This is a genomic window from Streptomyces sp. NPDC048637 (assembly GCF_040650675.1).
Classification (GTDB): domain Bacteria; phylum Actinomycetota; class Actinomycetes; order Streptomycetales; family Streptomycetaceae; genus Streptomyces.
Map to the genome: position 1 here is coordinate 21,446 of NZ_JBEZHQ010000046.1, position 24,186 is coordinate 45,631.

Annotated in this window: 15 protein-coding genes; 8 read left to right on the forward strand and 7 right to left on the reverse strand. The window is 72.1% G+C overall.

Going from position 1 to position 24,186, the window contains the following annotated elements; translation table 11 throughout:
- Positions 1-12: 12 nt before the first annotated feature.
- From AB0C46_RS35510 to AB0C46_RS35520, 3 genes are all read left to right on the forward strand, one after another.
- Positions 13-519, forward strand: coding sequence for a hypothetical protein (locus tag AB0C46_RS35510; RefSeq protein ID WP_362833071.1), 507 nt, complete (start codon positions 13-15; stop codon positions 517-519).
- A gap of 94 nt (positions 520-613) precedes the next feature.
- Positions 614-1,276 (forward strand): HAD family hydrolase, encoded by a 663-nt coding sequence (locus AB0C46_RS35515; protein ID WP_362833101.1) that lies wholly within the window; start codon positions 614-616, stop codon positions 1,274-1,276.
- A gap of 465 nt (positions 1,277-1,741) precedes the next feature.
- A complete protein-coding gene (locus AB0C46_RS35520) occupies positions 1,742-6,703 on the forward strand; it encodes an NAD-glutamate dehydrogenase (protein ID WP_362833073.1) in 4,962 nt (1,653 codons plus the stop codon).
- A 90-nt stretch (positions 6,704-6,793) separates the two neighbouring features.
- Here the strand turns inward: AB0C46_RS35520 and AB0C46_RS35525 are convergent, their stop codons facing one another.
- Together AB0C46_RS35525 and AB0C46_RS35530 are read right to left on the reverse strand one after the other, a co-directional pair.
- Entirely contained in the window at positions 6,794-7,594 is an 801-nt protein-coding gene (locus tag AB0C46_RS35525; RefSeq protein WP_362833074.1) for an ABC transporter ATP-binding protein, read from the reverse strand.
- Complete coding sequence (locus AB0C46_RS35530; RefSeq protein ID WP_362833075.1) at positions 7,587-8,522, reverse strand: ABC transporter permease; 936 nt, start codon at positions 8,520-8,522, stop codon at positions 7,587-7,589. Before AB0C46_RS35530 ends, AB0C46_RS35525 begins: the two co-directional genes overlap by 8 nt.
- Before the next feature lie 136 nt (positions 8,523-8,658).
- On the opposite strand from AB0C46_RS35530, the gene AB0C46_RS35535 reads away from it, so the two are divergent.
- Entirely contained in the window at positions 8,659-9,294 is a 636-nt protein-coding gene (locus tag AB0C46_RS35535; protein ID WP_362833076.1) for a TetR/AcrR family transcriptional regulator, read from the forward strand.
- A 293-nt stretch (positions 9,295-9,587) separates the two neighbouring features.
- Here AB0C46_RS35535 and AB0C46_RS35540 read toward each other — a convergent pair whose 3' ends face one another.
- Entirely contained in the window at positions 9,588-11,999 is a 2,412-nt protein-coding gene (locus tag AB0C46_RS35540; protein ID WP_362833077.1) for a CDP-glycerol glycerophosphotransferase family protein, read from the reverse strand.
- Between the two features lie 202 nt (positions 12,000-12,201).
- On the opposite strand from AB0C46_RS35540, the gene AB0C46_RS35545 reads away from it, so the two are divergent.
- Positions 12,202-14,406, forward strand: a complete 2,205-nt coding sequence (locus AB0C46_RS35545; RefSeq protein WP_362833078.1) for a PIG-L family deacetylase — start codon at positions 12,202-12,204, stop codon at positions 14,404-14,406.
- 106 nt (positions 14,407-14,512) lie between these two features.
- Here AB0C46_RS35545 and AB0C46_RS35550 read toward each other — a convergent pair whose 3' ends face one another.
- Together AB0C46_RS35550 and AB0C46_RS35555 are read right to left on the reverse strand one after the other, a co-directional pair.
- Complete coding sequence (locus tag AB0C46_RS35550; protein ID WP_362833079.1) at positions 14,513-15,511, reverse strand: glycosyltransferase family 2 protein; 999 nt, start codon at positions 15,509-15,511, stop codon at positions 14,513-14,515.
- A gap of 78 nt (positions 15,512-15,589) precedes the next feature.
- Positions 15,590-18,199 carry a YfhO family protein gene (locus AB0C46_RS35555; RefSeq protein WP_362833081.1) on the reverse strand — a complete coding sequence of 870 codons (2,610 nt, stop codon included), beginning with the start codon at positions 18,197-18,199 and terminating at the stop codon, positions 15,590-15,592.
- Between the two features lie 115 nt (positions 18,200-18,314).
- On the opposite strand from AB0C46_RS35555, the gene AB0C46_RS35560 reads away from it, so the two are divergent.
- The 3 genes from AB0C46_RS35560 (at position 18,315) to AB0C46_RS35570 (ending at position 21,234) form a co-directional block, all read left to right on the forward strand.
- Entirely contained in the window at positions 18,315-20,270 is a 1,956-nt protein-coding gene (locus AB0C46_RS35560; protein WP_362833082.1) for a glycosyltransferase, read from the forward strand.
- 187 nt (positions 20,271-20,457) lie between these two features.
- Positions 20,458-20,838, forward strand: a complete 381-nt coding sequence (locus tag AB0C46_RS35565; RefSeq protein ID WP_362833084.1) for a hypothetical protein — start codon at positions 20,458-20,460, stop codon at positions 20,836-20,838.
- 123 nt (positions 20,839-20,961) lie between these two features.
- The gene (locus AB0C46_RS35570; RefSeq protein WP_362833085.1) at positions 20,962-21,234 is read left to right on the forward strand and encodes a DUF1876 domain-containing protein; all 273 of its coding nucleotides are present in this window, start codon (positions 20,962-20,964) and stop codon (positions 21,232-21,234) included.
- Positions 21,235-21,398: 164 nt separating this feature from the next.
- Here the strand turns inward: AB0C46_RS35570 and galE are convergent, their stop codons facing one another.
- Together galE and AB0C46_RS35580 are read right to left on the reverse strand one after the other, a co-directional pair.
- Entirely contained in the window at positions 21,399-22,376 is a 978-nt protein-coding gene (gene galE / locus AB0C46_RS35575; RefSeq protein ID WP_362833086.1) for a UDP-glucose 4-epimerase GalE, read from the reverse strand.
- 54 nt (positions 22,377-22,430) lie between these two features.
- The gene (locus AB0C46_RS35580; protein WP_362833087.1) at positions 22,431-24,083 is read right to left on the reverse strand and encodes a glycosyltransferase family 2 protein; all 1,653 of its coding nucleotides are present in this window, start codon (positions 24,081-24,083) and stop codon (positions 22,431-22,433) included.
- Positions 24,084-24,186: the final 103 nt, after the last annotated feature.

Consider the following 24,186-nt stretch of genomic DNA (forward strand, 5'->3'; position numbering starts at 1 on the left):
GAAGCGGCTGCCATGCGCGTCTATGTCCCCCTGACCCTTTCCGGTCTCGCAGAGGCGCACAAGAACGGTGACCTGGGCCCCGGCCCCCACGATGCCTACGCCGTCACGCCGGCGCTGCGTGAGTGGTACGTCTCGGACGACATCGAGGAGCTGGAGTACGCGGCGCTCGGCCGCGCCGCCCAGGCGTCGCTGCGGCTGCTCGCCGGGCACCCCGGGGCCGCGCGGCGCCGGGTGGTGGTGGCCGTGGACGTGGCCGACGGCGCCGCGGTGGCCGATCCGGACCGCGGGCTCGACCCCTCGGCGCTGGGCGAGGTGCGGGTCGCCGGGCCGGTGCCGTTGTCGAAGGCCGCAGCGGTCCATGTGGACGCCGCGGACGCGGAGGCGGACATCGCGGCGGCCGCGGCTGCGCTGGGCGCTGCGGACCAGGGCGATGACGACGCACAGTTCACGGTGGACGGTGCGGAGGACCACGATCTGATGTGGTTCGGGGTGCAGGAGATCCCGCAGCTGATCGGCTGAGCGGCGGGGCGACCGCCGGTCCGGCCGCGTTGTCGGTGGGTGCGGGTACTTTTTCTTCATGGGGAAGCGCACCGGCACCGATCTGGGGGACCGCATGGGAAAGCACGCGACACACATCGTCTGGGACTGGAACGGCACGCTGTTCCACGACATCGACGCCGTCATCGGCGCGACGAACTCGGCCTTCGCCGAGATCGGCCTGGAGCCGATCACCCTGGAGACGTACCGGGAGCTGTACTGCGTGCCCGTGCCGCGGTTCTACGAGCGGCTGATGGGGCGGCTGCCGACGGAGCCGGAGTGGCTGGTGATGGACGAGGCGTTCCACCGCCACTACAGCACGCACCGCCTGGGCTGTGAGCTCGCCGAGGGTGTGCATGCGCTGCTGGAGGGGTGGCAGTCGGCCGGGCGCAGTCAGTCGATCCTGAGCATGTACGGGCACGACGAGCTGATACCGATCGTGCGCGACTTCGGGATCGAGTCGCGGTTCGTGCGGGTGGACGGCAGGACCGGGCCGTCCGGGGGCACCAAGAGCGCGCACATGGTGCGGCATCTGGCGGCCATGGAGAGCGTGGATCCGGCACGTACGGTCGTGATCGGTGACGCCGTGGACGATGCGGTGGCGGCGCAGGACGCGGGTGCGTATGCGGTGCTTTACACGGGCGGATCGCACAGCCGCGGGAGCCTGGAGACCGCCGGGGTGCCGGTGGTGGACACGCTCGCCGAGGCGGTCGGGCTGGCGGGGGAAATCGCCCTCTAGGGCGGACGCGCCCCGGAGCCGTTCCGTGCCTCCTGGGCACCGCATCCCCACACGCCGCTCTTCCGCCGGTCCGCCGGGCATCCGGGCGCCGTGGCGGCACGCACACTCCACCCCGGCGTTTCGTTGTCCAGAAGGTCTAAGTTCGGGCCGAGGATTTGTTCCCCCACGGCCCATGACGGCACCCATGTGGGGAGCGATAGCCTTGCACCGTGATCAGCGCGATAACCCGCGGGGGCATCGAGGCCCCTGCCGTGCGCCCGGGGCACCACCGTGACCGGGCGGCCGCTGGTCTTTGCGGCCACCCTCCCATGTCGACATTGTCAAAGATTGTCGATAACGGCACGGCCTTCTCTCATCGCGGCATAGCGTCGACAGCGACAGGACACCCCGCGTCGCGGCGTTGTGCGGCTTCCATCACGTTCTTCCACAACGTCACGCAACGGCGCGCGACAGGAGCCAGAGGACATGCAGACCAAGCTGGACGAAGCCAAAACCGAGCTGCTCGCCAGGGCCGCCCGGGTCGTTGAAAGCAGCCCGGCCGGGGGCAAGCACCCGGTACGCGGCCTCGACCCGGACACCCTTTCGGGATACCTCCAGCGCTACTACCTGCACACCGCCCCCGAGGACCTCGCCGATCGTGACCCGGTCGATGTCGTCGGCGCCGCGCTCTCGCACTACCGCCTCGCGGAGATGCGTCCTCAGGGCACCGCGAACGTACGGGTGCACACCCCGACCGTCGAGGAGAACGGCTGGACCTGCAGCCACTCCGTCGTCGAGGTCGTCACCGACGACATGCCGTTCCTGGTCGACTCGGTCACCAATGAGCTCTCCCGGCAGGGGCGCGGCATCCATGTCGTGATCCACCCGCAGGTGATCGTCCGCCGTGATGTCGCCGGCAAGCTCATCGAGGTCTTCGACTCCAACTGCGACGCGCACGGCAGGACCGGCAAGGGCAAGGCCACGAAGCTGCCGCACGACGCGGTGACCGAGTCCTGGATCCATGTCGAGATGGACCGCGAGACCGACCGCGAGGACCTCCAGCAGATCACCACGGATCTGCGGCGGGTGCTGTCCGACGTCCGCGAGGCCGTCGAGGACTGGGAGAAGATGCGGGCCGCCGCCGGCCGCATCGCCGACGAGCTGCCCTCCGAGCCGGTCGCCGACGACCTGGGCGACCAGGAGATCGAGGAGGCCCAGGAGCTGCTGCGGTGGCTGTCCGCGGACCACTTCACCTTCCTCGGCTACCGCGAGTACGAGCTGACCACCGCGCCCGGTGAGGGCGGCGTCGACGAGGATGTGCTGACCGCCGTGCCCGGCACCGGCCTGGGCATCCTGCGCGCCGACCCGACGCACCGCGAGACCGCCGACGGCCACCCCGTCTCGCCGTCCTTCAACCGGCTGCCCGCCGACGCCCGCGCCAAGGCCCGTGAGCACAAGCTGCTCATCCTGACCAAGGCCAACAGCCGCGCCACCGTCCACCGCCCCTCCTACCTCGACTACGTCGGCGTCAAGAAGTTCGACGCCGAGGGCAATGTCGTCGGTGAGCGGCGCTTCCTGGGCCTGTTCTCCTCGGCCGCGTACACCGAGTCCGTGCGCCGGGTACCGGTCATCCGCCGCAAGGTCGCCGAGGTCCTGGAGGGCGCGGGCTTCAGCCCCGACAGCCATGACGGCCGCGATCTGCTGCAGATCCTGGAGACGTACCCGCGCGACGAGCTGTTCCAGACGCCGGTCGACGAGCTGCGGTCCATCGCCACCAGCGTCCTCTACCTGCAAGAGCGCCGCCGGCTGCGGCTCTACCTCCGTCAGGACGAGTACGGCCGCTACTACTCCGCGCTGGTCTACCTCCCGCGTGACCGTTACACCACCGGTGTGCGGCTGCGCCTGATCGACATCCTCAAGGAGGAACTGGGCGGCACCAGCGTCGACTTCACCGCCTGGAACACCGAGTCGATCCTCTCCCGGCTGCACTTCGTCATCCGGGTCGAGCCCGGCGCCAGCCTGCCGGAGCTCACCGACGCCGATGCGGACCGCCTCGAAAGCCGGCTGGTGGAGGCCGCCCGCTCCTGGGCCGACGGCTTCGCCGAAGCGCTGAACGCCGAGGTCGGCGAGGAGCGCGCCGCCGAGCTGCTGCGCCGTTACGGCCATGCCTTCCCCGAGGGGTACAAGGCCGACAACAGCCCGCGCAGCGCCGTCGCCGACGTCCAGCATCTGGAGAAGCTCACCGGTGAGCCGGGCCGCGACTTCTCGGTCAGCCTCTACGAGCCGGTCGACGCGGGCCCCGGCGAACGCCGCTTCAAGATCTACCGCAGGGGCGAGCCGGTCTCGCTGTCCCGGGTGCTGCCCGGCCTGAACCGCCTGGGCGTCGAGGTCATCGACGAGCGCCCGCACGAGCTGCGCTGCGCCGACTCCACCATCGCCTGGGTCTACGACTTCGGGCTGCGGATGCCCGAGCACATCAAGGGCGACGACGCCCGTGAGCGCTTCCAGGACGCGTTCACCGCGGTGTGGACCGGCGCGGCCGAGAGCGACGGCTTCAACACGCTGGTGCTGCGGGCCGGCCTCAACTGGCGCCAGGCGATGGTGCTGCGGGCCTACGCCAAGTACCTGCGGCAGGCCGGTTCGACCTTCAGCCAGACGTACATGGAGGACACCCTCTCCAACAACGTCCACACCACCCGGCTCCTGGTCTCCCTCTTCGAGGCACGGATGTCCCCCGACCGGCAGCGGGCCGGCACGGAGCTGACGGACGGGCTGCTGGAGGAGCTGGACGGCGCGCTCGACCAGGTCGCCTCCCTCGACGAGGACCGGATCCTGCGGTCCTTCCTCACGGTCATCAAGGCGACGCTGCGCACCAACCACTACCAGAAGAACAGCGAGGGCAGGCCGCACAGCTACCTGTCCATGAAGCTGGACCCGCAGGCCATCCCCGACCTGCCGGCGCCCCGCCCGGCGTACGAGATCTGGGTGTACTCCCCGAGGGTCGAGGGCGTCCATCTGCGGTTCGGCAAGGTCGCGCGCGGTGGTCTGCGCTGGTCGGACCGCCGGGAGGACTTCCGTACGGAGATCCTCGGCCTGGTCAAGGCGCAGATGGTCAAGAACACCGTCATCGTGCCGGTCGGCGCGAAGGGCGGCTTCGTCGGCAAGCAGCTGCCGGACCCGTCGCAGGACCGGGACGCCTGGCTGGCCGAGGGCATCGCCTGCTACAAGACCTTCATCTCCGGTCTGCTGGACATCACCGACAACCTGGTCGGCGGCGAGGTCGAGCACCCCAAGGACGTCGTACGGCACGACGAGGACGACACCTACCTCGTCGTCGCGGCCGACAAGGGCACCGCGACCTTCTCCGACATCGCCAACGAGGTGGCCGAGTCGTACGGCTTCTGGCTGGGCGACGCCTTCGCCTCCGGCGGCAGCGCCGGTTACGACCACAAGGGCATGGGCATCACCGCCCGCGGCGCCTGGGAGTCGGTCAAGCGGCACTTCCGTGAGCTGGGCGTGGACACCCAGTCCGAGGACTTCACCGTCGTCGGCGTCGGCGACATGTCCGGTGACGTCTTCGGCAACGGCATGCTGCTCAGCGAGCACATCCGGCTGGTCGCCGCCTTCGACCACCGGCACATCTTCATCGACCCGAACCCGGACGCGGCGATCTCGTACGCCGAGCGCCGACGGCTCTTCGAGCTGCCCCGTTCGTCCTGGGCGGACTACAACACCGAGCTGCTCTCGCAGGGCGGCGGCGTCTACCCGCGCTCGGCCAAGTCCATCCAGATCAACGCGCAGGTGCGGGCCGCCCTCGGCATCGAGGCCGGGGTGAAGAAGATGACGCCCGCCGATCTGATGCAGGCCATCTTCAAGGCGCCGGTCGACCTGCTGTGGAACGGCGGCATCGGGACGTATGTGAAGTCCTCGGCGGAGTCCCACGCCGATGTGGGCGACAAGTCCAACGACGCCATCCGGGTCAACGGCGAGGACCTGCGGGTCAAGGTCGTCGGCGAGGGCGGCAACCTGGGCCTGACCCAGCTGGGCCGGATCGAGTTCGCCATGGCCGGCGGGAAGATCAACACCGATGCGATCGACAACAGCGCCGGTGTGGACACCTCCGACCACGAGGTGAACATCAAGATCCTGCTCAACGCGGTGGTCGCGGACGGCGATATGACGGTCAAGCAGCGCAACAAGCTGCTGGCCGAGATGACCGACGAGGTCGGCGCGCTGGTACTGCGCAACAACTACGCGCAGAACACCGCGCTGGCACTGGCCCTCGCCCAGTCCTCCAGCATGCTCAACGCCCAGCAGCGCTTCATGCGCCGTCTGGTGCGCGACGGAGATCTCGACCGGGCGCTGGAGTTCCTGCCCACCGACCGGCAGATCCGTGAGCGGCTGAACGCCGGGCGCGGGCTGACCCAGCCCGAGACCGCGGTGCTCCTGGCGTACACCAAGATCACGGTCTCCGAGGCGCTGATCCAGACCGGGCTGCCGGACGACCCGTACCTCCAGCGGCTGCTGCACGCCTACTTCCCCTCGGCGCTGCACGACCGTTTCCCCGAGCAGGTCGACGGGCATGCGCTGCGCCGCGAGATCGTCACGACGGTGATGGTCAACGACACCGTCAACACCGGCGGTACGAGCTTCCTGCACCGCATGCGGGAGGAGACCGGCGCCTCCCTCGAAGAGGTCGTCCGGGCGCACACCGCGGCCCGCGCGATCTTCCGGCTCAACCAGGTCTGGGACGACGTCGAGGCGCTCGACAATGTCGTCGCGGCCGATGTCCAGACCCGGATCCGGCTGCACTCGCGCCGACTGGTCGAGCGCGGCACCCGCTGGCTGCTCAACAACCGCCCGCAGCCGCTGGAACTGTCGGAGACCATCGGCTTCTTCGCGGACCGGGTCGCCCAGGTGTGGTCGGAGCTGCCCAAGCTGCTGCAGGGCGGCGACCTGGAATGGTTCCAGGCGATCCTGGAGGAGCTGACCGACGCGGGGGTGCCCGAGCAGCTGGCCGTCCAGGTGTCCGGCTTCTCCTCGGTCTTCCCGGCGCTGGACATCGTCGCCGTCGCGGACCGGCTGGACAAGGAGCCGCTGGATGTCGCCGAGGCCTACTACGACCTGGGCGACCGGCTGCGGATCAACCAGCTCCTCGACCGCATCCTGGAGCTGCCGCGCAACGACCGCTGGCAGTCGATGGCCCGCGCCTCGATCCGCGAGGACCTCTTCGCGGCCCATGCGGCGCTGACCGCGGACGTGCTGTCGGTGGGCAATGGCTCCTCGACGCCGGAGCAGCGGTTCAAGGCCTGGGAGCAGGCCAACGCGGCGATCCTCAGCCGCGCCCGCGCGACGCTGGACGAGATCCACGGGTCGGAGGGGTTCGATCTGGCGAACCTGTCCGTGGCCATGCGGACGATGCGTACGCTGCTGCGCACGCGTAACTGACGGAGCCGGGCCCCTGAGCGGCCCGGGTTCCGGTACGGCAGAGGGGCGCACCCATCGCGGGTGCGCCCCTCCGTCGTTTCCGGCGCAGCGTCAGCGGTGGTGCGCCTCGTACGCCTTGATGACCTCGTCCGTCGGGCCGTCCATCAGCAGCTCGCCGCGCTCCAGCCACAGGACGCGGTCGCAGGTGTCGCGGATGGACTTGTTGTTGTGGCTGACCAGGAAGACCGTGCCGGCTTCCTTGCGCAGTTCGCGGATGCGGGCCTCGGAGCGCTTCTGGAAGCTGCGGTCACCGGTGGCCAGCGCCTCGTCGATCATCAGCACATCGTGGTCCTTGGCCGCGGCGATGGAGAACCGCAGCCGGGCCGCCATACCGGAGGAGTAGGTGCGCATCGGCAGCGAGATGAAGTCGCCCTTCTCGTTGATGCCGGAGAAGTCGACGATGCCCTCGTAGCGCTCACGGACCTGCTCACGGCTCATGCCCATCGCCAGACCGCCGAGGACGACGTTCTTCTCGCCCGTCAGATCGTTCATCAGGGCCGCGTTGACACCCAGCAGCGAGGGCTGCCCGTGCGTGTAGACCTTGCCGCGCTCCGCGGGCAGCAGGCCGGCGACCGCCTTGAGCAGCGTCGACTTGCCCGAGCCGTTGGAACCGATCAGCCCGATCGACTCGCCCCGGTAGGCGGTGAAGGACACGCCCTTGACCGCGTGCACCTCACGCACCCCCGAGGAGGGCTTGCGGCGCACGATGCGGTTCAGGGCCGCGGTGGCGCCGCCCTTGCCCGCACCCGTGCCGTAGACCCGGTAGACGATGTGCAGATCGTCCGCGATCACCGTCGGGATCCGTTCCTGGGCCGCCTCGGTCGGCTGGACGCCGTTGTTCTGCTCAGCCACGTCCGTACCGCTCCTCAGCCTTCCAGAAGTACACAAAGCCCACGACGCCCATCAGCAGTGCCCAGCCCCCGGCGAGCGCCCACACATGGTGCGGCAGCATGTCGTGCGTGAAGCTGTCGATCAGCGCGAAGCGCAGCAGGTCGATGTAGACGGCGGCCGGGTTGATGTCCAGGAGGAACTGGACGGCGGCGGGCACGTTCTTGCCCGCGGTGACGGCGCTCATGCTGTACATGACGCCGGAGGCATACATCCACGTCCGCATGATGAACGGCATCAGCTGCGCCAGGTCCGGGGTCTTGGAGCCCAGCCGCGCCATCACCATCGCCAGCCCCGTGTTGAACACGAACTGCAGCGCCAGCGCCGGGACGACCAGCAGCCAGGACCAGCCCGGCAGCTGTCCGGAGGCCAGCAGGATGGCGATGAGTACGCCCATGGACATCAGCAGCTGCTGCAGCTGCATCAGGCAGAACGAGACCGGCAGACAGGCCCGCGGGAAGTGCAGCGCCCGCACCAGACCGAGATTGCCGGAGATCGCCCGCGTACCGGCCAGCACCGAGCTCTGCGTGAAGGTGAAGATGAACACGCCGGTGACCAGGAACGGGATGTAGTCGTCCACGTGGCGGTTGGTGCCGATCAGCAGGCCGAAGATCAAGTAGTAGACCAGCGCATTGAGCAGCGGGGTCACCACCTGCCACAGCTGGCCCAGTTTCGCCTGGCTGTACTGCGCGGTGAGCTTGGCGCCGGCGAAGGACGCGATGAAGCTCCGCCGTTGCCACAGCTGACGGACGTACTCGGGCAGCGAGGGGCGGGCGCCGCTCACCGTGAGGCCATGACGCTCGGCCAGCGCGCGCAGCTCGGGATCGGGGGAGGTGCCGGGGGCGGACGCCGGGGTGGGCGCCGCGGCCGGGGGAGCGAGGGTCTGGGGCATGGGGCCGCTTTCGCTTGTGGACGGGGGCGGCGGAACGGGGTGCGACGACGGGACGGGGCCGTATCGTCGCGACGCTGACACTAAAGGGAGCTCGCGTCGAAACGCAACCGTAGCGTCGTGACGATAGGGTCGTGCCATGGCACAAGACGGCAGCAGGAGCGAACCCGCGGCGGCGCGCCGGGCCCCGGCAGGCGCCGCCGTACTGCGCGAGGACAAGACCGAGGCGATCCGTGCCGCGGTCTTCGAGGAGCTGGCCGCGGCGGGCTTCGCCCGGATGTCGATCGAGGGCATCGCGCGGCGGGCGGGCGTCGGCAAGACCGCCGTCTACCGGCGGTGGCGCTCCAAGCTGCACCTCGTCCTGGACGTGGTCTCCGCGGTGGCCGTGGCGGGTATGCCCACGCCGGACACCGGGTCGCTGTCCGGCGACGTACGCATGCTGCTGGAGGTCGCGGCCCGTGCCCTGCGGCACCCGATGGCCTCGCAGATCATCCCGGACCTGCTGGCGGAGGCGGCCCGCAGCCCCGAACTGGCGCAGGCGCTGAAGGCGGCGCTGCACGACAGCCAGGAGGGTGTCGCGGCCGCGGTGGTGGCGCGGGCGGTGGAGCGCGGCGAGCTGCCGCAGGACGTGGATGCCCGTCTCGCGCTGGATCTGCTGACCGGGCCGCTGTACTGGCGGCTGCTGGTCGTCCGCGACGAACTGCCCAAGGGGTACCTCGACGCGCTGTCGGGCTCGGTGGTGGCGGCGCTCGGGGCGGCGCTCGGGCCGGAGTGAGACCAGCCACCTAGGGCAGGGGCGAACGCATCCCGTAGGGGGTGCGGGAGCCCCCTGCGAGGCCACAACGAGGAGGAGTGGGGCGGGTATTCCCGCGGGGGGCTTCCCGACTGGGCAGCTCCGCCATGTGGCAACTCCGCCCGCGCGGTAGCTACCCTGCGCGGCAGGTCCGTCACGTGGCAGCTACACCCGCCCCGCATACCGCACACCGCTGCCCCGGCCAGGATCCGGCCGGAGGCAGCGGTGTGCGGTATGCGCTGCGTGAACGGGCCGGGCGGCCGGGCGGCCAGGCGTCAGCCCGCCAGTTCGATACCCGAGATCCCCGAGTTTCCCGGAGTGCCCGAGACCCCCGGGGTGCCCGAGACCCCCAGGGTGCCCGAGGCGCCCCCCGGCGTGGTCACATCGTCGTGTGCGGCGGCCCGTGGTGACGGCAGCTTGACCAGACCGGCTGACGCGGCGGCGGTGCGCGGGGACGGGGCGACGGTGCGCTCGTCCTGGGGCAGCGGCTCCGGAGTCGTCTCCTGGCCGAGGAAGACCCGGCGGACCACGCGCTCGGCGGCGTGCCCGTCGTCCCACTGGCAGAACCGCGCACGGAACGCGGCGCGCAGCCCGGTGGCCCGCTCGTCGTCCCAGCGGCCGCTGCGGAACGCCTCGATCAGCTCGTCCTCGGTGGTGGCGATCACGCCCGGGGTGTCGCCCGGCAGGCCCGAGAGCAGGTCGAAGGTGACACCGCGGGAGCGGACGTAGGTGTCCCAGTCGTCGGCGTAGTTGATGATCGGCCGGTCGAGGTTGGCGTAGTCGAACATGATCGACGAATAGTCGGTGACCAGCGCGTCGGCGGCCAGACACAGCTCCTCGACGACCGGGTGGCCGGACACATCGATCAGCGCACCGCGCTCCTGGAGCTTCTGGAGGCCGGGGTCCCGGTCGTAGAAGTAGTGGGTGCGCACCAGCAGGACGAAGTTCTCGCCCAGTTCGCGGGAGAGCTTCGCCAGGTCGAGCCGCGGGACATAGCCGACCTGGTAGTCGCGCATCGTCGGCGCGTACAGGACGGCCGTCCGGCCGGGGGCGATGCCCAGGCGCTCGCGGATGCCGAGGACGTCCTGGGCGGTGGCCCGGTAGTAGACGTCGTTACGGGGGTAACCGGCGTCCACCGACGCGAAGTCGCAGGGGTAGACACGCTCCCACTGCTCGGTGGTGTGCTGGTTGGCGGAGAGCGAGAAGTCCCAGCGGTCGGCGCGGGCCAGCAGCTTGCGGAAGCTCATGCCCTTGGCGGCGGCCGGGTAGCGCTTCTGGTCGGTGCCCATCGACTTCAGCGGGGTGCCGTGGTGGGTCTGGAGGTGGATCTGGCCCTCGCGCTTGACCACGTTGTCGGCGAAGTTGACGTTGTTGACGAGGTACTTGGCGCGGGCCACCACCTCCCAGTAGCGCGGGGAGTTCAGCACGACGTGGTCGATGCCGGCCGGGACCGAGTCGGCGAGATGCTTCTTGACGACCCAGACGCCGTGGACGTCCGGTGCCAGCTCCTTGGCCTTCTCGTAGACCGCCAGCGGGTTGCAGGACGGCAGCCGGTTCCAGTACGCGGAGTAGACCGCGAGATTCTCGTCCAGCGGCTGCCGCAGCAGCGCCTGGTAGCGCAGGTCCATGGCCTTGCGCTTGGCCTGCCTGACCCGCTTGCCGGCGTGCTTGCGCACCGTGCGCCGCACCTTGCCGGCGACCTTCAGACCGGCCAGCGCCGGGTAGGCGTCCTTGGCGAGCAGCGCGTACTTGCCGCCGGTGATGCCGGAGGGGCGGACGAAGCCGGCCGGCAGCCGCAGGCGGTAGTCGCGGGCGGCGCGGTGGAAGAACTCGGCCCGGTCGTGGTGCGGCAGCCGGCCGGGCTTGTCCAGGACGGTCAGATAGTGGTCGACCATCTTGCGGAACATGTGCGGGCGCCAGCGCGAGAGTTCGGGGTGCGCGTCCAGGTAGGCGAAGACCCGGGCGTACTGGTCGAAGACGTCGAAGTGCTTGCGGCTGGTGGTGCGCAGGATGTTGCCGCCCTGCCGGCGCTGGCGGTAGTGCAGACAGACCCGGTCGAGGACCGCGATCCGCTGCGCGGTGATCAGCGTGCAGAACGTCCAGGGGGCGTCCTCGTAATAGCCCACCGGGAACGTGAAGCCGTGCTCCGCGACGAAGTCGCGGCGGTAGGCCTTGTTCCAGACGATCTGCAGCAGATCGAGGAGCTGGGGCCGCTCGTCGAGCGGGAAGGAGGGCGCGCCGGACTCGTCGAGCAGTGCAAAGAGGGCATTGCGCCGGGTGGAGCCGTCCCAGTAGGTCCGGGCGTAGTCGTAGATCAGGATCTCGGGGTCGCCGGTGGTGGTCAGCCGTTGGGCGAGGGCGCCGAGTGCGCCGGGCGCGAGGGTGTCGTCGCTGTCGAGGAAGAGGAGGTAGTCGCCGCGGGCCTGCGCCAGGCCGGCGTTGCGGGCGGGGCCCAGGCCGGCGTTCTCCGGGAGGTGCAGGACCTGGACGCGGTCGTCGTGCGCGGCGTACTCGTCCAGGATGGCGCCGCTGCGGTCGGGCGAGCAGTCGTCGATGGCGATGAGCTCGAAGTCGGTGAACTCCTGCGTCAGCACCGAGTCCATGCACTCGCGCAGGAAACCCTGCACTCTGAACGCGGGCACGATGACGCTGAAGCGGGGTCCGGCGTCGAGGCCAGTCTCGGACATGCGGTGCTACTCCTCGTGGCGAGCTGAGTACAGAACACAAAAAGAGCTCAAAGGGGTCTCTTGCGGTGTCAGCTTTCTGACCACTGTTCACCCGAAAAGGTTGTTGTTCGTCATCAGAAAGTTCTGTGCTGCTCATCACAGATCTTGTTAAATGGCGACTTTTCGGATGGCGGGCCTGATCCGCGCCGCCGATACTGAGGGTGTGTCAGCTCCGCACCCGCCCCGTGTCTCCCGCCGACGGCTGCTCCAGGCCACCGGCGGCGCCGTGCTCGCCGCGACGGCCGGTGCGGGCGTATGGGCCCGGCTGTCGGACGAGCTCCCCCGGTCGGCCCGGCCGGCAGGCCCCGGACGGTCCGTGGCCGACCCGGCGGACCAGTCCTTCGTGCAGGTCATCGCGCACGCCGACGACGCGCTGTACTTCATGAACCCCGACCTGGAGCAGTCCCTGCGCAGCGGGGCGCGCTCGGTCACGGTCTGTCTCACGGGCGGCGAGGCCGACGGACACAACGTCAGCCGGCACGCACCCGCCCCCGAGCGCATCCCGAAGGACCGGGCCGCGTTCTCCCGGGCACGGGCCAACGGGCTGCGCGCCGCCTGCGCCGCGATGGCCACCGGCGATCCGGCCGCCCGCTGGGACGTCGCGGCGCTCTCCCTGATCCCCGGCTTCCAGGTGGAGATCCAGACGCTGCGCGACGCCCCGCAGCATCAGCTGATCTTCCTGGAGCTGGTGGAGGCCAGAGCCGTCTGGCAGGCCCGCACGATCAGCCTGCGCGGCCTGTGGCTCGGCGCCACCGGCACCCTCCCCACGCTGCGCCCCGCCCACACCCCCGTGGAGCGGCAGTTCCACTACACCCGCGACCAGGTCACCCAGACCCTGGTGGCGGTGCTCGACCGGGCCCGGCCCACGGTCGTACGGACCCTGGACCCCAACGCGGTGCACTCCCGCAGGCGGCCGCCGGCCACCCCGGACCGCGACCCCCGGCTGGCGGGGCTGCGCTACTACGACCATCAGGACCACACCGCCTCCGCCTACTTCGCGCAGGCCGCGCTGGCCGCCTACCGCGACCGCGGCCGGCCCGCGATCGTGGAGCACTACCTCGGCTACGAGGACGGCGTGCTGCCCCATGACGTCGACCTCACCACCGCCCGCCGCAAGGCCGAGCTGCTGTCGCTCTACGGCTGGGCCGACCACCGCGCCTGCGGCGACCCGGCGGGCTGCGGCGACCGCAAGGTGGGCGGCTCCGCGTTCAGCGGCCTGTCCCGCAACTGGACCCGCAGCACCCGGCTGCGCGCACCCGGCTCCAACGCCTGGATCCGCCCGGACCGGCACGGCCGGCTCGCCGCCTTCGCGGTCCTGGGCGGTACGGCGTACTGCTGGGCGGAGACCCGCCCCGGCAGCGGGAGGTTCGGGGCGCCGGTGCCGGTCGGCGGTGCGCTGCTGCAGGGTCAGATCCATGTGGTGCGCCGCCCCGACGGTGCGCTGCAGCTGTTCGCGTCCCGCACCGTGCTGCCGGACCGGCACACCGTCCACCGCCGTGAGCTGCTGACCGCACCGCAGACCGGCACCGGCCCGGACGGGGTGCCCGCCTTCGCGCACTGGGAGGCGCTGGGCTCACCGGACGCGGACCCGGTCAGATCGCTGGAGATCGGGTTCCCGGCGGCGGTGGCCGCCCCGGACGGCACGGTGCATGTCTTTGTACGGACCTGGGACGGCAATATCGCCCACCGCAGCGGGCCGCACGGCCGGCACTGGTCGCCGTGGGAGCGGCTGGAGGGCCCGGTCGGCACACCGGTGGCGTCCCCGCGGATCGTCGACGGACTGGACGCCTGTGTGGACTCCGACGGGCTGATCCATCTGGTCGCGCCGGGCACCGGCACCGTGCAGCACTGGGTGTCCAGGGAGGCCGGAGCGGTCCCCCGGCCGGCCGCGGTCACCGGGCTGCCGCAGCCGGCCGGCCCGGTCAGCATCGTCCCGCTGGCCGACGGCGCGGTGCGGGCCGTCTTCCGCCGGCCGGTCACCGCCCAGGTGCTGATCGCCGAGCGGCAGCGGACGATCGGCGGCTGGCGGGTGGCGGCGCGGTGCGAGGCGGTCGGCGGCTACGGGCGGGTGGCGGCGGCACGGATCGGCAGCGGCGACCGGATGGTGCTCGCGGCGCGCGACGGCGCCGGTGACGTACGGATGGCGCCGGCCCAGGACGGCCCCCGGCCCTGGCAGCGGGGCAGGGTGCCGCATTCGGCGGCGGCCGGCGTCGCCCAGGACGCGACCGGGCGCGCCGTGGTGGTCGCGCTGGGCACCGACGGCCGGCTCTACACGGCTCGTCAGACGTCGGCCGGGCAGACCGCGCTGTTCGGCGGCTGGCGGGCTCAGGAGGGTGCGCCGGAGCGGACCGGGGGCGGGGCGGCCTGAGCTGACGGTCCCGCCCGGGCGGCCGGGCGCAGGATGCGCCGGGAGACCGGATAGGTGAACGGGATCGCGCACAGCGCCCCCACCAGCGGCGCCACCGCGGTGTGCATCAGCCGGCCCGGTAGCCGGCGGTGGCGGCGTCCGCATGACCGGGGGCAGGGGCAGGGGCAGGGGCCGCGGCGGGGGCGGCGGTATGGCTCTCCTTGACCAGGAAGTGCGGGCGCCGCTTGGCCTCGTAATAGATCCGTCCGATGTACTCGCCGATCAGCCCGAGCATCACCATCTGCAGCCCGCCCAGGCCCACGATGATGGCCACCAGCGTCACATAGCCCGGGGCGGTGATCCCGCCGACGAGGGCCGCGCCGGTGATCCACAGGGTGTAGACGGTGGCGAGCGCGGCCAGGCCGAGCCCGGTGTAGATGGCCAGCCGCAGCGGGCGGCAGTTGAAGGAGAGCATGCCGTCGATGCCGTAGTTGACCAGCGAGCCGAAGCGCCACTTCGTCTCGCCGGCCTCCCGGGCGGCATTGCGGTAGTCGAAGGTGACGGTGTCGAAGCCGATCCAGGCGAACAGGCCCTTGGAGAAGCGGTTGTACTCCGGCAGCGAGAGCAGTGCGTCCACGGCCTTGCGGGACAGCAGCCGGAAGTCGCCCGCACCGTCGGTGAGTTCGACATCGACCCAGGTGTTGACGGCGCGGTAGTAGAGCCTGCTCAGTGCGGTCCGCAGCCGCCGGTCGCCCTGCCGGCAGCGCTTGGCGACGACCTGGTCGTGGCCCAGCTGGTAGAGGTCGAGCATCTTCTCGATGAGCTCGGGCGGATGCTGCAGATCGGCGTCCATGATGATCACCGCGTCGCCGGTGGCCGCCCGGAGGCCGGCCAGTATGGCGGGCTCCTTGCCGAAGTTACGGCTGAAGGACAGATAGCGGGTGGTGCCGCGGTGCTGCTGGGCGAGGCTGCGCAGCCGGGCCAGGGTGCCGTCGGCGCTGCCGTCGTCGACGTAACACAGCTCGTACTCGACGGCGATCCCGGCGAGCGCCGCCCGGATCGTCGCGTCGAAGCGGCTGAGGACCGCCTCTTCGTTGTAGCAGGGGACGACGATGGAGAGCTTCATGAGCGAGCCTTTTCGCCGGGGTCGGAGGGCGGCTCAGCCACCGTCCTGCGGAAGGTGATTCCACAATCTGCGGGGAGGTCATGAGGTGAGGGGCGTGGTGGTGGGCAGGCGCCGGCGGTCACGTACGGCCCGGAACCCGGCCACCGCGGCGACCACCAGCACCGCCGCGCCGCTCGCCACCAGCCCCGCGGCCAGGCCCGGCGGGACGTAGGAACACGACAGCCGGGTGGCCCCCCGGCCCAGCGGCACGGCCAGCAGACCGCCGAACGAGTGCGGTGTGCGGCGCGGTCCGCCGTCCACCGAACAGCCCCACCCCGGGACGGCCGGCAGCGCCGCCACCGCACTGCCCGTGCTGCCCGGACGCAGCCGGGCCGTCAGCCGGTGGCCGCCGGCGGCAAGTTCCAGGGGGCCGCGGGCACGCAGCGCGCGCACCGCCGCCGCCAGCCGGCGCCGGGACAGACAGCCGAGGGCGTGCTCGGGGACATGCTGCGGGCCGTCGCCGGCGAAGTGCACCGACACCGTGCCGTCCGCGGGCACCCGGCCCAGTTCCCGCACCGGATTGGCGGTGACGTCGCGGCGGCCGAGCCCCTCGGTGCGCCGGCCCTGACCGCTGACCTGCCCGGAGAACCAGGGCGCCGCCCAGACGACGGTGCTGCCCGGGGTGCACTGCGCCGTGAAGGTGGTCCCCGCGCCGTCCGGGCCCGCCACCGGCCGCCGCGCGGCGGGCAGCAGCCAGCCGGCACGCTCGCGCACCGGGACCGCGCCCGCGGTGGGGGTCAGGGCCGGCACCTGGTAGACGGCGGCGCCCAGCACCCGCTCCTGGCGGGCGAAGACGGTCTCCCCGGCGCCGGCCGGCCGCGGCAGGCGGCTCCGTACGGTCAGCAGCGGGGCGGACCGGGCCCGTTGCGGGGTGAACCGGTTGCGGTCGTGCGGCACCGGGGACAGCGCGCTGCTGACGCCCATGACCGCCCGGCCCGCCGGGTCCTCGAAGCTGAGCGTGTGACGGCCCCTCATGTACCACCCGGCGCCCAGGCCCCGCAGCGTACGGGCGGTGGCCGCGGGCACATAGCTGCTGTAGTACGCGCCGCCCTCGCCGCCGATCAGCAGGGGGTCGTTGTCGGCGAACTCGTGCGGGCCGGGGTCGGTGCGCGAGCGCGGCCAGTCGGCGCGGGCGGCCAGCCCGTCCCGGGCCGCCAGCGAGGACCCGGTCAGCGTGATCTTGGGGCGGAACCAGGCGATCCTGTCCCGGGCCGCGGTCACCGAGTACGCCGTGTACGCCGAGCCGAGCACGACCGTGCCGGTCAGCGCGGCGGTGACGGCGGTCCGGGCACGGGCGGTGCGCAGCGTGGTCAGCGCGGCCGGCACCAGGAGCGTCACCGCGCCGCCGGCGCCCACCAGGAGCCAGGTGGCGGGACCGGCCGCGGCCTGGTCCCGGCAGAGCCAGGCGAGCAGGGCGACCAGCGCCGCGCCCGCGGCCAGTGCGCCGGGCGGCGGGCGGTGCGCCAGCGCGAGCCAGGAGATCATCACCAGGATCCCGCTCAGGACGAAGGCGGCGCGGTACGGACTGCCGTTGGGCAGCGCGAAGCCGTGCCACAACAGGATCGTCGGCTCCCGGACGAACGATGCGGCGACCACTGCCGCCAGGCCGTACCAGCCGACCCGCACCCGCAGCGGCAGGGCGCGCACGAACGGGAAGGCGGCCACCAGCAGCAGACCGGGGACCCCGATGGAGAGGTGGGGCGCCGCGACCTCTCCGTGGCCGCCCGGCAGCAGCTGCGCCACCTGGTACAGCTCCGGCGGCGGGCCGTCGTAGGACACCGCGGGGGCCGGCTGGGCGGCCCGGCCGGCCCGGAAGGTGACGGTCAGGACGGGCGCGGCGAGCAGGATGCCGGTCAGCGCCGCCGAACCGGCGCGGGCCAGCACCCGCAGCCGGTCGCGCCACGGCATCCCGGCGGCCGTCAGCAGCCGCAGCCCCAGCACCAGCGCCATCGCCAGGGTCGCCATCGCCGCCGTGTAGAAGTTGCCCGCCCAGGCGAGGGCGACCAGCAGGGTGGCGGCCACCCAGCGGATGCGGCGCAGACACCAGTCCGCGGCGATCCCGGCCATCGGCAGCGCGACCAGGCCCCACATCCACATCGGGTCGGCGAAACCGTCGTTCAGCACCCAGCCGCACAGCCCGTACCCCACCGACAGCAGCGCCCGCAGCGGCCCGGAGCCCGGCTGCAGCCGGCCGAGGAAGACGGTCATCACGGCGGCGCCCAGCCCGATGCTGAGCAGGGTGACCAGAAAGACCGGGAGGTCGGCCAGCGCGCGGGGGAAGAGCCCGACGAGCCAGGAGAACGGGTTCATCAGATAGCTGAAGAAGTCCGCGAGGAACGGAACGCCGTAGCCGCTGCTCCAGTTGAAGAACAGATCGCCGCTGGTGGTGCCGTGCATCAGGTCCCACAGATGGGCGTGGAACGGGACGAACTGATTGCCCAGGTCGTTGACGGCACGGGAGCGCGGGCCGAAGGGGTAGCTGCCGTACGCCGCGAGTGCGAGGCAGTACGCCCCCATGGACAGGGCCGCGGCGAGCCAGGGAGCCGCAAGCCGCCCGGGGTCCCCACGCGGGCGGCCGCTCCCGGGAAGGGGCCGGGCAACCTCCAGGGGCCGGACCGCCTCTTGTGGGGTGGCGGGCGTCGGAGCCACCGGCAGTCCTCCAGGATCGGCGAACGTTCACCCCACGTTATATGTCTTGATAGTCCCTTTTGCCCCGGTGGGACGCCGGGTATTTCGGGGGATTGCCGAAAGAACGGAGGGCACGGTGCCCGTCCCTGACGACCTCACGGCCGCGGCTCCCACCCGACCGGACGCCCCGAAGCCGACCGTCTCCGTGATCGTGCCGGTGCACAACACCCGGCGCTACCTCGACCGCAGCCTCGGCTCGGTCTTCGCCCAGACACTGGACCGGCGCCACATCGAAGTCATCGCGGTCGACGACGGCTCGACCGACGGCAGCGCCGAGTGGCTGGCCGGACAGGCCCGCCGCCACCCCCATCTGACGGTGCTGCGCCAGGAGGCCTCGGGCGGCGCGGGCAAACCGCGCAACGCCGGGCTGGCCCGCGCCACCGGCGACTACGTCTTCTTCCTCGACTCCGACGACCGCCTCGACACCGAGGCGCTGTTCTGGCTCACCCGGACGGCCCAGCGGCACGGCTCGGACATCGTCCACGGCCGGATCGCCGGCGCCGACGGCCGCGCGGCCCCCGTCGACCTGCGCACCACCCGCGCACACGTCTCGGTCTTCGACTCCCCGGTCTACTGGACCCTGGCCGCCTACAAACTCTTCCGCCGCTCCTTCCTCGAACACCACCGGCTGCGCTTCGTCGAGGGCCGGCTGCTGGCCGAGGACCTGCCGTTCGGCATCGCCGCCCTGCTGCGCGCCGAGGTCGTCTCCGTCTTCGCCGAACGCACCTGCTACTACCTGCACGGACGCGACGACAACAGCAACGCCAGCCGCCAGGACACCGACTGGTGCGAGTACCTCGGCTACATCGGCACCGTCCTCGACAGGGTCGCGGCCGAGGTCCCGCCCGGCGAGAACCGCGACAAACTGATGGTCCGGCACTTCCACGGCGAGATACTCATGCCCTTCGGGGCCCCCTTCCTCGCCCGCGACCCGGCCGGCCGCACCGCGATGGCACTCGCCGCCCGCCCGCTCGTCGAGCGCTACCTCACCGACCGGGTGCTGGCCGCCCTGCCGCCCCGGCTCCGGCTGCGCGCCCACTGTGTGCGCGCCGGGCTCGACGACGAGCTGACCGCCGTCGTCCGCGCCGACACCGAGACCCACCCGGACCCGCCGCACCTCGCCGGCGACGGCCGGGTCTACGCCGGCTACCCGTACTTCCGCGACCCGCGCCGCGCCCTCCCCGACACCTGCTACGACCTCACCGACCGCGTGGTGCTGCGCCAGCGGCTGATCCGGCAGCGCTGGGTGGGCGGCGTCCTCCACCTGCGGGGCACCGCCGCCCTCCCCTGGCTCGGCGGCGACACCGTCGAGATCCTGCTGCGCCGCGGCGGCGCCACCCACCGGATCCCGGCCCGCTTCGCGGACGGCGGCTGGCGGGCCGCAGTCGACCCGGCGACCGCGGCGGACGGCGGGCCACTGGCCGACGGCGTCTGGGGCCTCAAGATCGCGGTCACCGCGCACGGCACCGGCGGCGCCACGGGGCCCGCCGTCCGCCGCGAGGCCTGGCTGGTCCCGGAGGACGACAGGGCGGACGAGGACGACACCACCTTCGCGCCACGGATCGCCGGCCGGGGCCCGGCCGGCCCCGCCGTCGCCGCGCTCTTCCGCTCCCGGCCGCACGGCCATCTCCACCTCGACCTGGACCGCGACGGGACCCGCCGGCCACTCGGCGGCGACCTGCGCGGCACGGCGCACTGCACCCGCTCCGGGCGGGCCACCCTCACCGCGCGGCTCACCCTCCCCGGCTGCCCCGCGGACGCCGAACTGCGGCTGATCCTCCACGACGCGACCCGCACGGTGGCGCTGCGCACCACGGCCGAGCGGACCGCCGGCGACCACTACACCGTGCGCTCCCTGCTGCGCAGCGGCCCCCCGGGCACCTGGCGGGTGGCCCTGCGGGTGACCGCGGGCCCGCTCCGCCGCGAACTGCCGGTCCGGACGGCCGGCCGCGGCGCCGACGGGACGACTCCGCTCACCCTCACCGTGCCGGGCGGCTCCGCGGCGGGCCTGCTGCGCCGGGCGCGCCGCTGACCCCGTCCGCACGCCCCCGGGTCCGCCCGGGGCCCGCGGCACCCGGCCCGGCGAGCCCCTTTCGGCAGGAGCCGAATGCCGTTGCCCGACCCTCCCCCGCTGACCCAGGCTGACCCACTGTCAGGCACCGGCAGCGGTGCACCCGCGGGAGCTGACCCCGCGGGGCCGAAGGACAGGGGGAACACATATGTCCGTACGGAAGCGAGTGGGCATGACGGCCATGGCCGTCGCGGCACTGGTCGTCCCGGCAGGCGCGGTCGTCGGGACCGCCGGACCCGCCGCGGCGAAGGCCGCCACCACCCAGGGATGCCCTTACGGCGCGGTCTGCATCTACCCGCAGAACGCCGGCTGGAACGGCGGCCACCCGTCGCACTTCTACTACAGCTACGGGGCGCACAACCTCAGCAACATGGTCGGGGTGCACCGCATCTACAACAACCAGTCCGGGGGCGCGACCATGCGGACCTGCACCGGTGACAACGGCACCGGCTGCCAGGGCTACCTGCCGGCCAACAACTACCTCGACAAGGACATGACGCCGATCAACTCGATCACCCTCCAGCGGTAGGCGTTGCGGCACCGCTGAGAGCGCCGGGGCCGGGCCTCCTTCCGGGAGGTCCGGCCCCGGCACACCGTGCGGCGGAGAGCAAGCGGGCGCACGCTGGTAGCAGCGGCTCCGGAGGTGATCGTCATGTTGCAGACCGCTGTCGGATGGCATGTCGAGCTGGAATTCGAGGAGGACAACCACCGCACTCGCGCCGCCGCCCTGGTACGGCTCTCCGACGGGACCGAGGTGCGGTCCCACGGATACGCCAGCCGCCACCCCGTCGACTCCAACCAGCCCCGGGTCGGCGAAGAGGTGGCGGGAGCCAGAGCGCTCAACGAACTGGCGATGAAGTTGCTGACCAAGGCACACGACGAGATCGACGAGGCGTCCGGCCGGACATCGCACCCGCTGACCTGACCGGCGTCCCCGGCGACGCTGCCGAGCGCTGCCGCGAGGCACCCGCGGCCCACGCCGCGGGACCGGGCCGTGCCCGCCGGGTTCGCCGACGTCGCACGGGCCGCGGCCGCCGCACACCCCCGATCGACGGCGCCGGCGGCCATGCGCGTGGTGCGCGCCCGCGGTCAGGCCTGCGGGTGGTGGTGCTGCCAGCCCGCCCAGGCCGAAGTGATCATGTCGCGGACATCGTGACGGGCCTTCCAGCCCAGCTCGCCGGTGATCCGGTCGGCGGCCGCGACCACCCGGGCCGGGTCGCCCGCCCGGCGCGGGGTGACCTCGGCGGTGACGCCCTGATGCCCGGTGATCCCGGCGATCAGATCGACCATCTCCCGCACCGACACCCCCTCGCCGCGCCCGATGTTCAGCGTCAGATCACGCACCGGACCCGGCTCGGCGAGCTTGCGGGCGGCCGACACATGGGCCTCGGCGAGGTCGGCGACATGGATGTAGTCGCGGATGCAGGTGCCGTCTGGAGTGTCGTAGTCATCGCCGAAGATGCGCGGTGCGGCGCCCGCGGTGAGCCGTTCGAAGACCATCGGGACGATGTTGAAGACACCGGTGTCGGCCAGCTCGGGAGCGGCCGCCCCGGCGACGTTGAAGTAGCGCAGACAGGCGGTGCTGATGCCGTGGGCCCGCCCGGCCGCCCGGACCATCCACTCGCCGACGAGCTTCGTCTCGCCGTACGGGTTGATCGGGGTGCAGGGGGTGTCCTCGGTGACCAGGTCCACATCCGGCATGCCGTAGACGGCCGCCGAGGAGGAGAAGACCAGCCGGCCCACCCCGCCCGCGGCCATCGCCTCCAGCAGCGTCTGGAGACCGTGCACGTTCTCGCGGTAGTAGTGCAGCGGCATCTCGACGGACTCGCCGACCTGCTTCTTGGCGGCCAGGTGGATGACCTCGGTGATGCCGTGCTCGGCGAGGGTGGTGTCGAGCAGCTCACGGTTCAGCGTGGAGCCGACCACCAGCGGGACGTCCTCGGGAAGCCGGGCGGCCACGCCCGTCGTCAGGTCGTCCAGCACCACGACCGTCTCGCCCGCCTGGCGCAGGGCCCGTACGACATGGGCGCCGATGTAGCCGGCACCACCCGTGATCAAGTAAGACATAGCGCCAATCCTAGGCTCGGGAACACAGAGTGCGGGAAAAAAGGTCCGTGGCGGTCAGCGGCGCAGCCGCCGGGCGGCGATCCGCCATACGCTGCGCAGACCCGAGGCGACCCGCAGTGACAGGGCGCCGCCGGTCGTCGCATACGGCTGCACCAGCAGCAGGACATGGCGCCGGCTGGGCAGCACCCGGCGGCGCAGCCCCGGCCCGATGGCCCGCAGCGCGGCCCGGAAACCGGCCCCGTCCGCGCAGCTGACCTGCGCCATCAGGTCCCATGGCTCGGGATCGGCACGGTGCCGGCCGCCCCGTTCGACCAGCGCGCCGAGATCCAGCACGATCTCCGCGGTCCAGCAGGCCCCCGAACCGCCGCCGGCCGGGGCCGGGGTCAGGGCAGCGGTATGGACCGGGCCGCGCCGGTCGTCCCGGCGGCGCCGCAGCTCGATGTCGATGCTCTCCGGCCCGGCCGCGGCCAGCCGCCCGTACAGATCGTGCACCCGCAGCCGCAGCACACCGGGGCTGCTGACGGCCGGCTCGGCGTCTATGGTCACCGGCAGCCGGTGCATCGGCTTGGTGCCGAGCGCGTCCAGCTCCACCTCGGGCAGGTCCTGCGACCACACCGCGTGACCGCCGGCCTCCGCGTACGGCGGCAGCAGCCGGCCGGGCCGGGCCGCCAGCTGGGTCAGCCGCCCCAGGTCCCGCGGAACCGGCGAGGCCAGCACCACCCGGGCCAGCCAGCGGGCCGGGGCCCGGGCCGCGCGCAGATCGGCCTCGTCGAAACCGGCCAGATAGTCCCGGGTCAGCCGCCACCATTCGCCGCGGTAGTCGGCGCCGCGGGTGTGCAGCTCGCGGACGTACATCCGCAGATCGTGGTCGAGGAACTTGGTGCCCGCGGCGTGCGCCAGCGCCTTGTGCCCGGCCTCCTGGAAGATCTGCACACTGGCCCGGTGCGCCGCGATCCGCGCCTGCCAGTTGGCGACGTCGTTGCGGTCCAGCGAGATCGACTGCCGGGCGGCCGAACGGCGCACATGCCACACATAGACATGCTCGGGGATCGTGGCGATCCGCGGGGCGGCGGCCAGCACCCGCGCGGTGAAGACGAAGTCCTCATAGGTGAAGCGGCCCTCGGGGAAAGTGATGGCGTGCTTGTCGAGGAACGCCCGCTCGTAGAGCTTGTTGACGCACAGGGTGTCCCGGACCAGCTGCGGGCCGGCCTCGGGGGAGCTGTACACCGCCGGCTCGCGGTAGAGGCCGGGCTGCCAGGGCACGTCGCGGTGCGCGGGCAGCTCACGGCGGACACAGGCCCCGGCCACGACCGGGGCGTCATGCTCCAGCGCGGCCGCCAGCAGCGCCCCGGCCGCGCCAGCGGGCAGCACATCGTCGCTGTCGAGGAACATCACGAACCGCCCGGTGGCGGCGCGCAGCCCGTCGTTGCGCGGGGTGCCGCAGCCGCCGCTGTTCGTGTCGCGGTGGATCACCCGGAGCCGCGGCTCGGCGTGGGCGAGGGCGTCCAGGGCGGCACCGGTGCCGTCGGTGGAGGCGTCGTTCACCGCGATCACTTCGGTGACCGTTTCGCCGGGGGTGCCCTGCGCGAGTGCGGAGCGCACCGCATCGCCGACATGACCGGCATCGTTGAAAGCGATGACGACGATGCTGACCTGCGCGGATGGCGTGATGGTGGGCCCCGCCGGTGGCTCAGGGGCTTCTTTCACAGTCACTGAAATCTACATTTCGTGTCGACAGCATCTCTTGGCGCGAGCGAGAATTCCGAACCCATTTCCGATGATTCAGAGGGTGAAATCCGTCGCGCGGTTG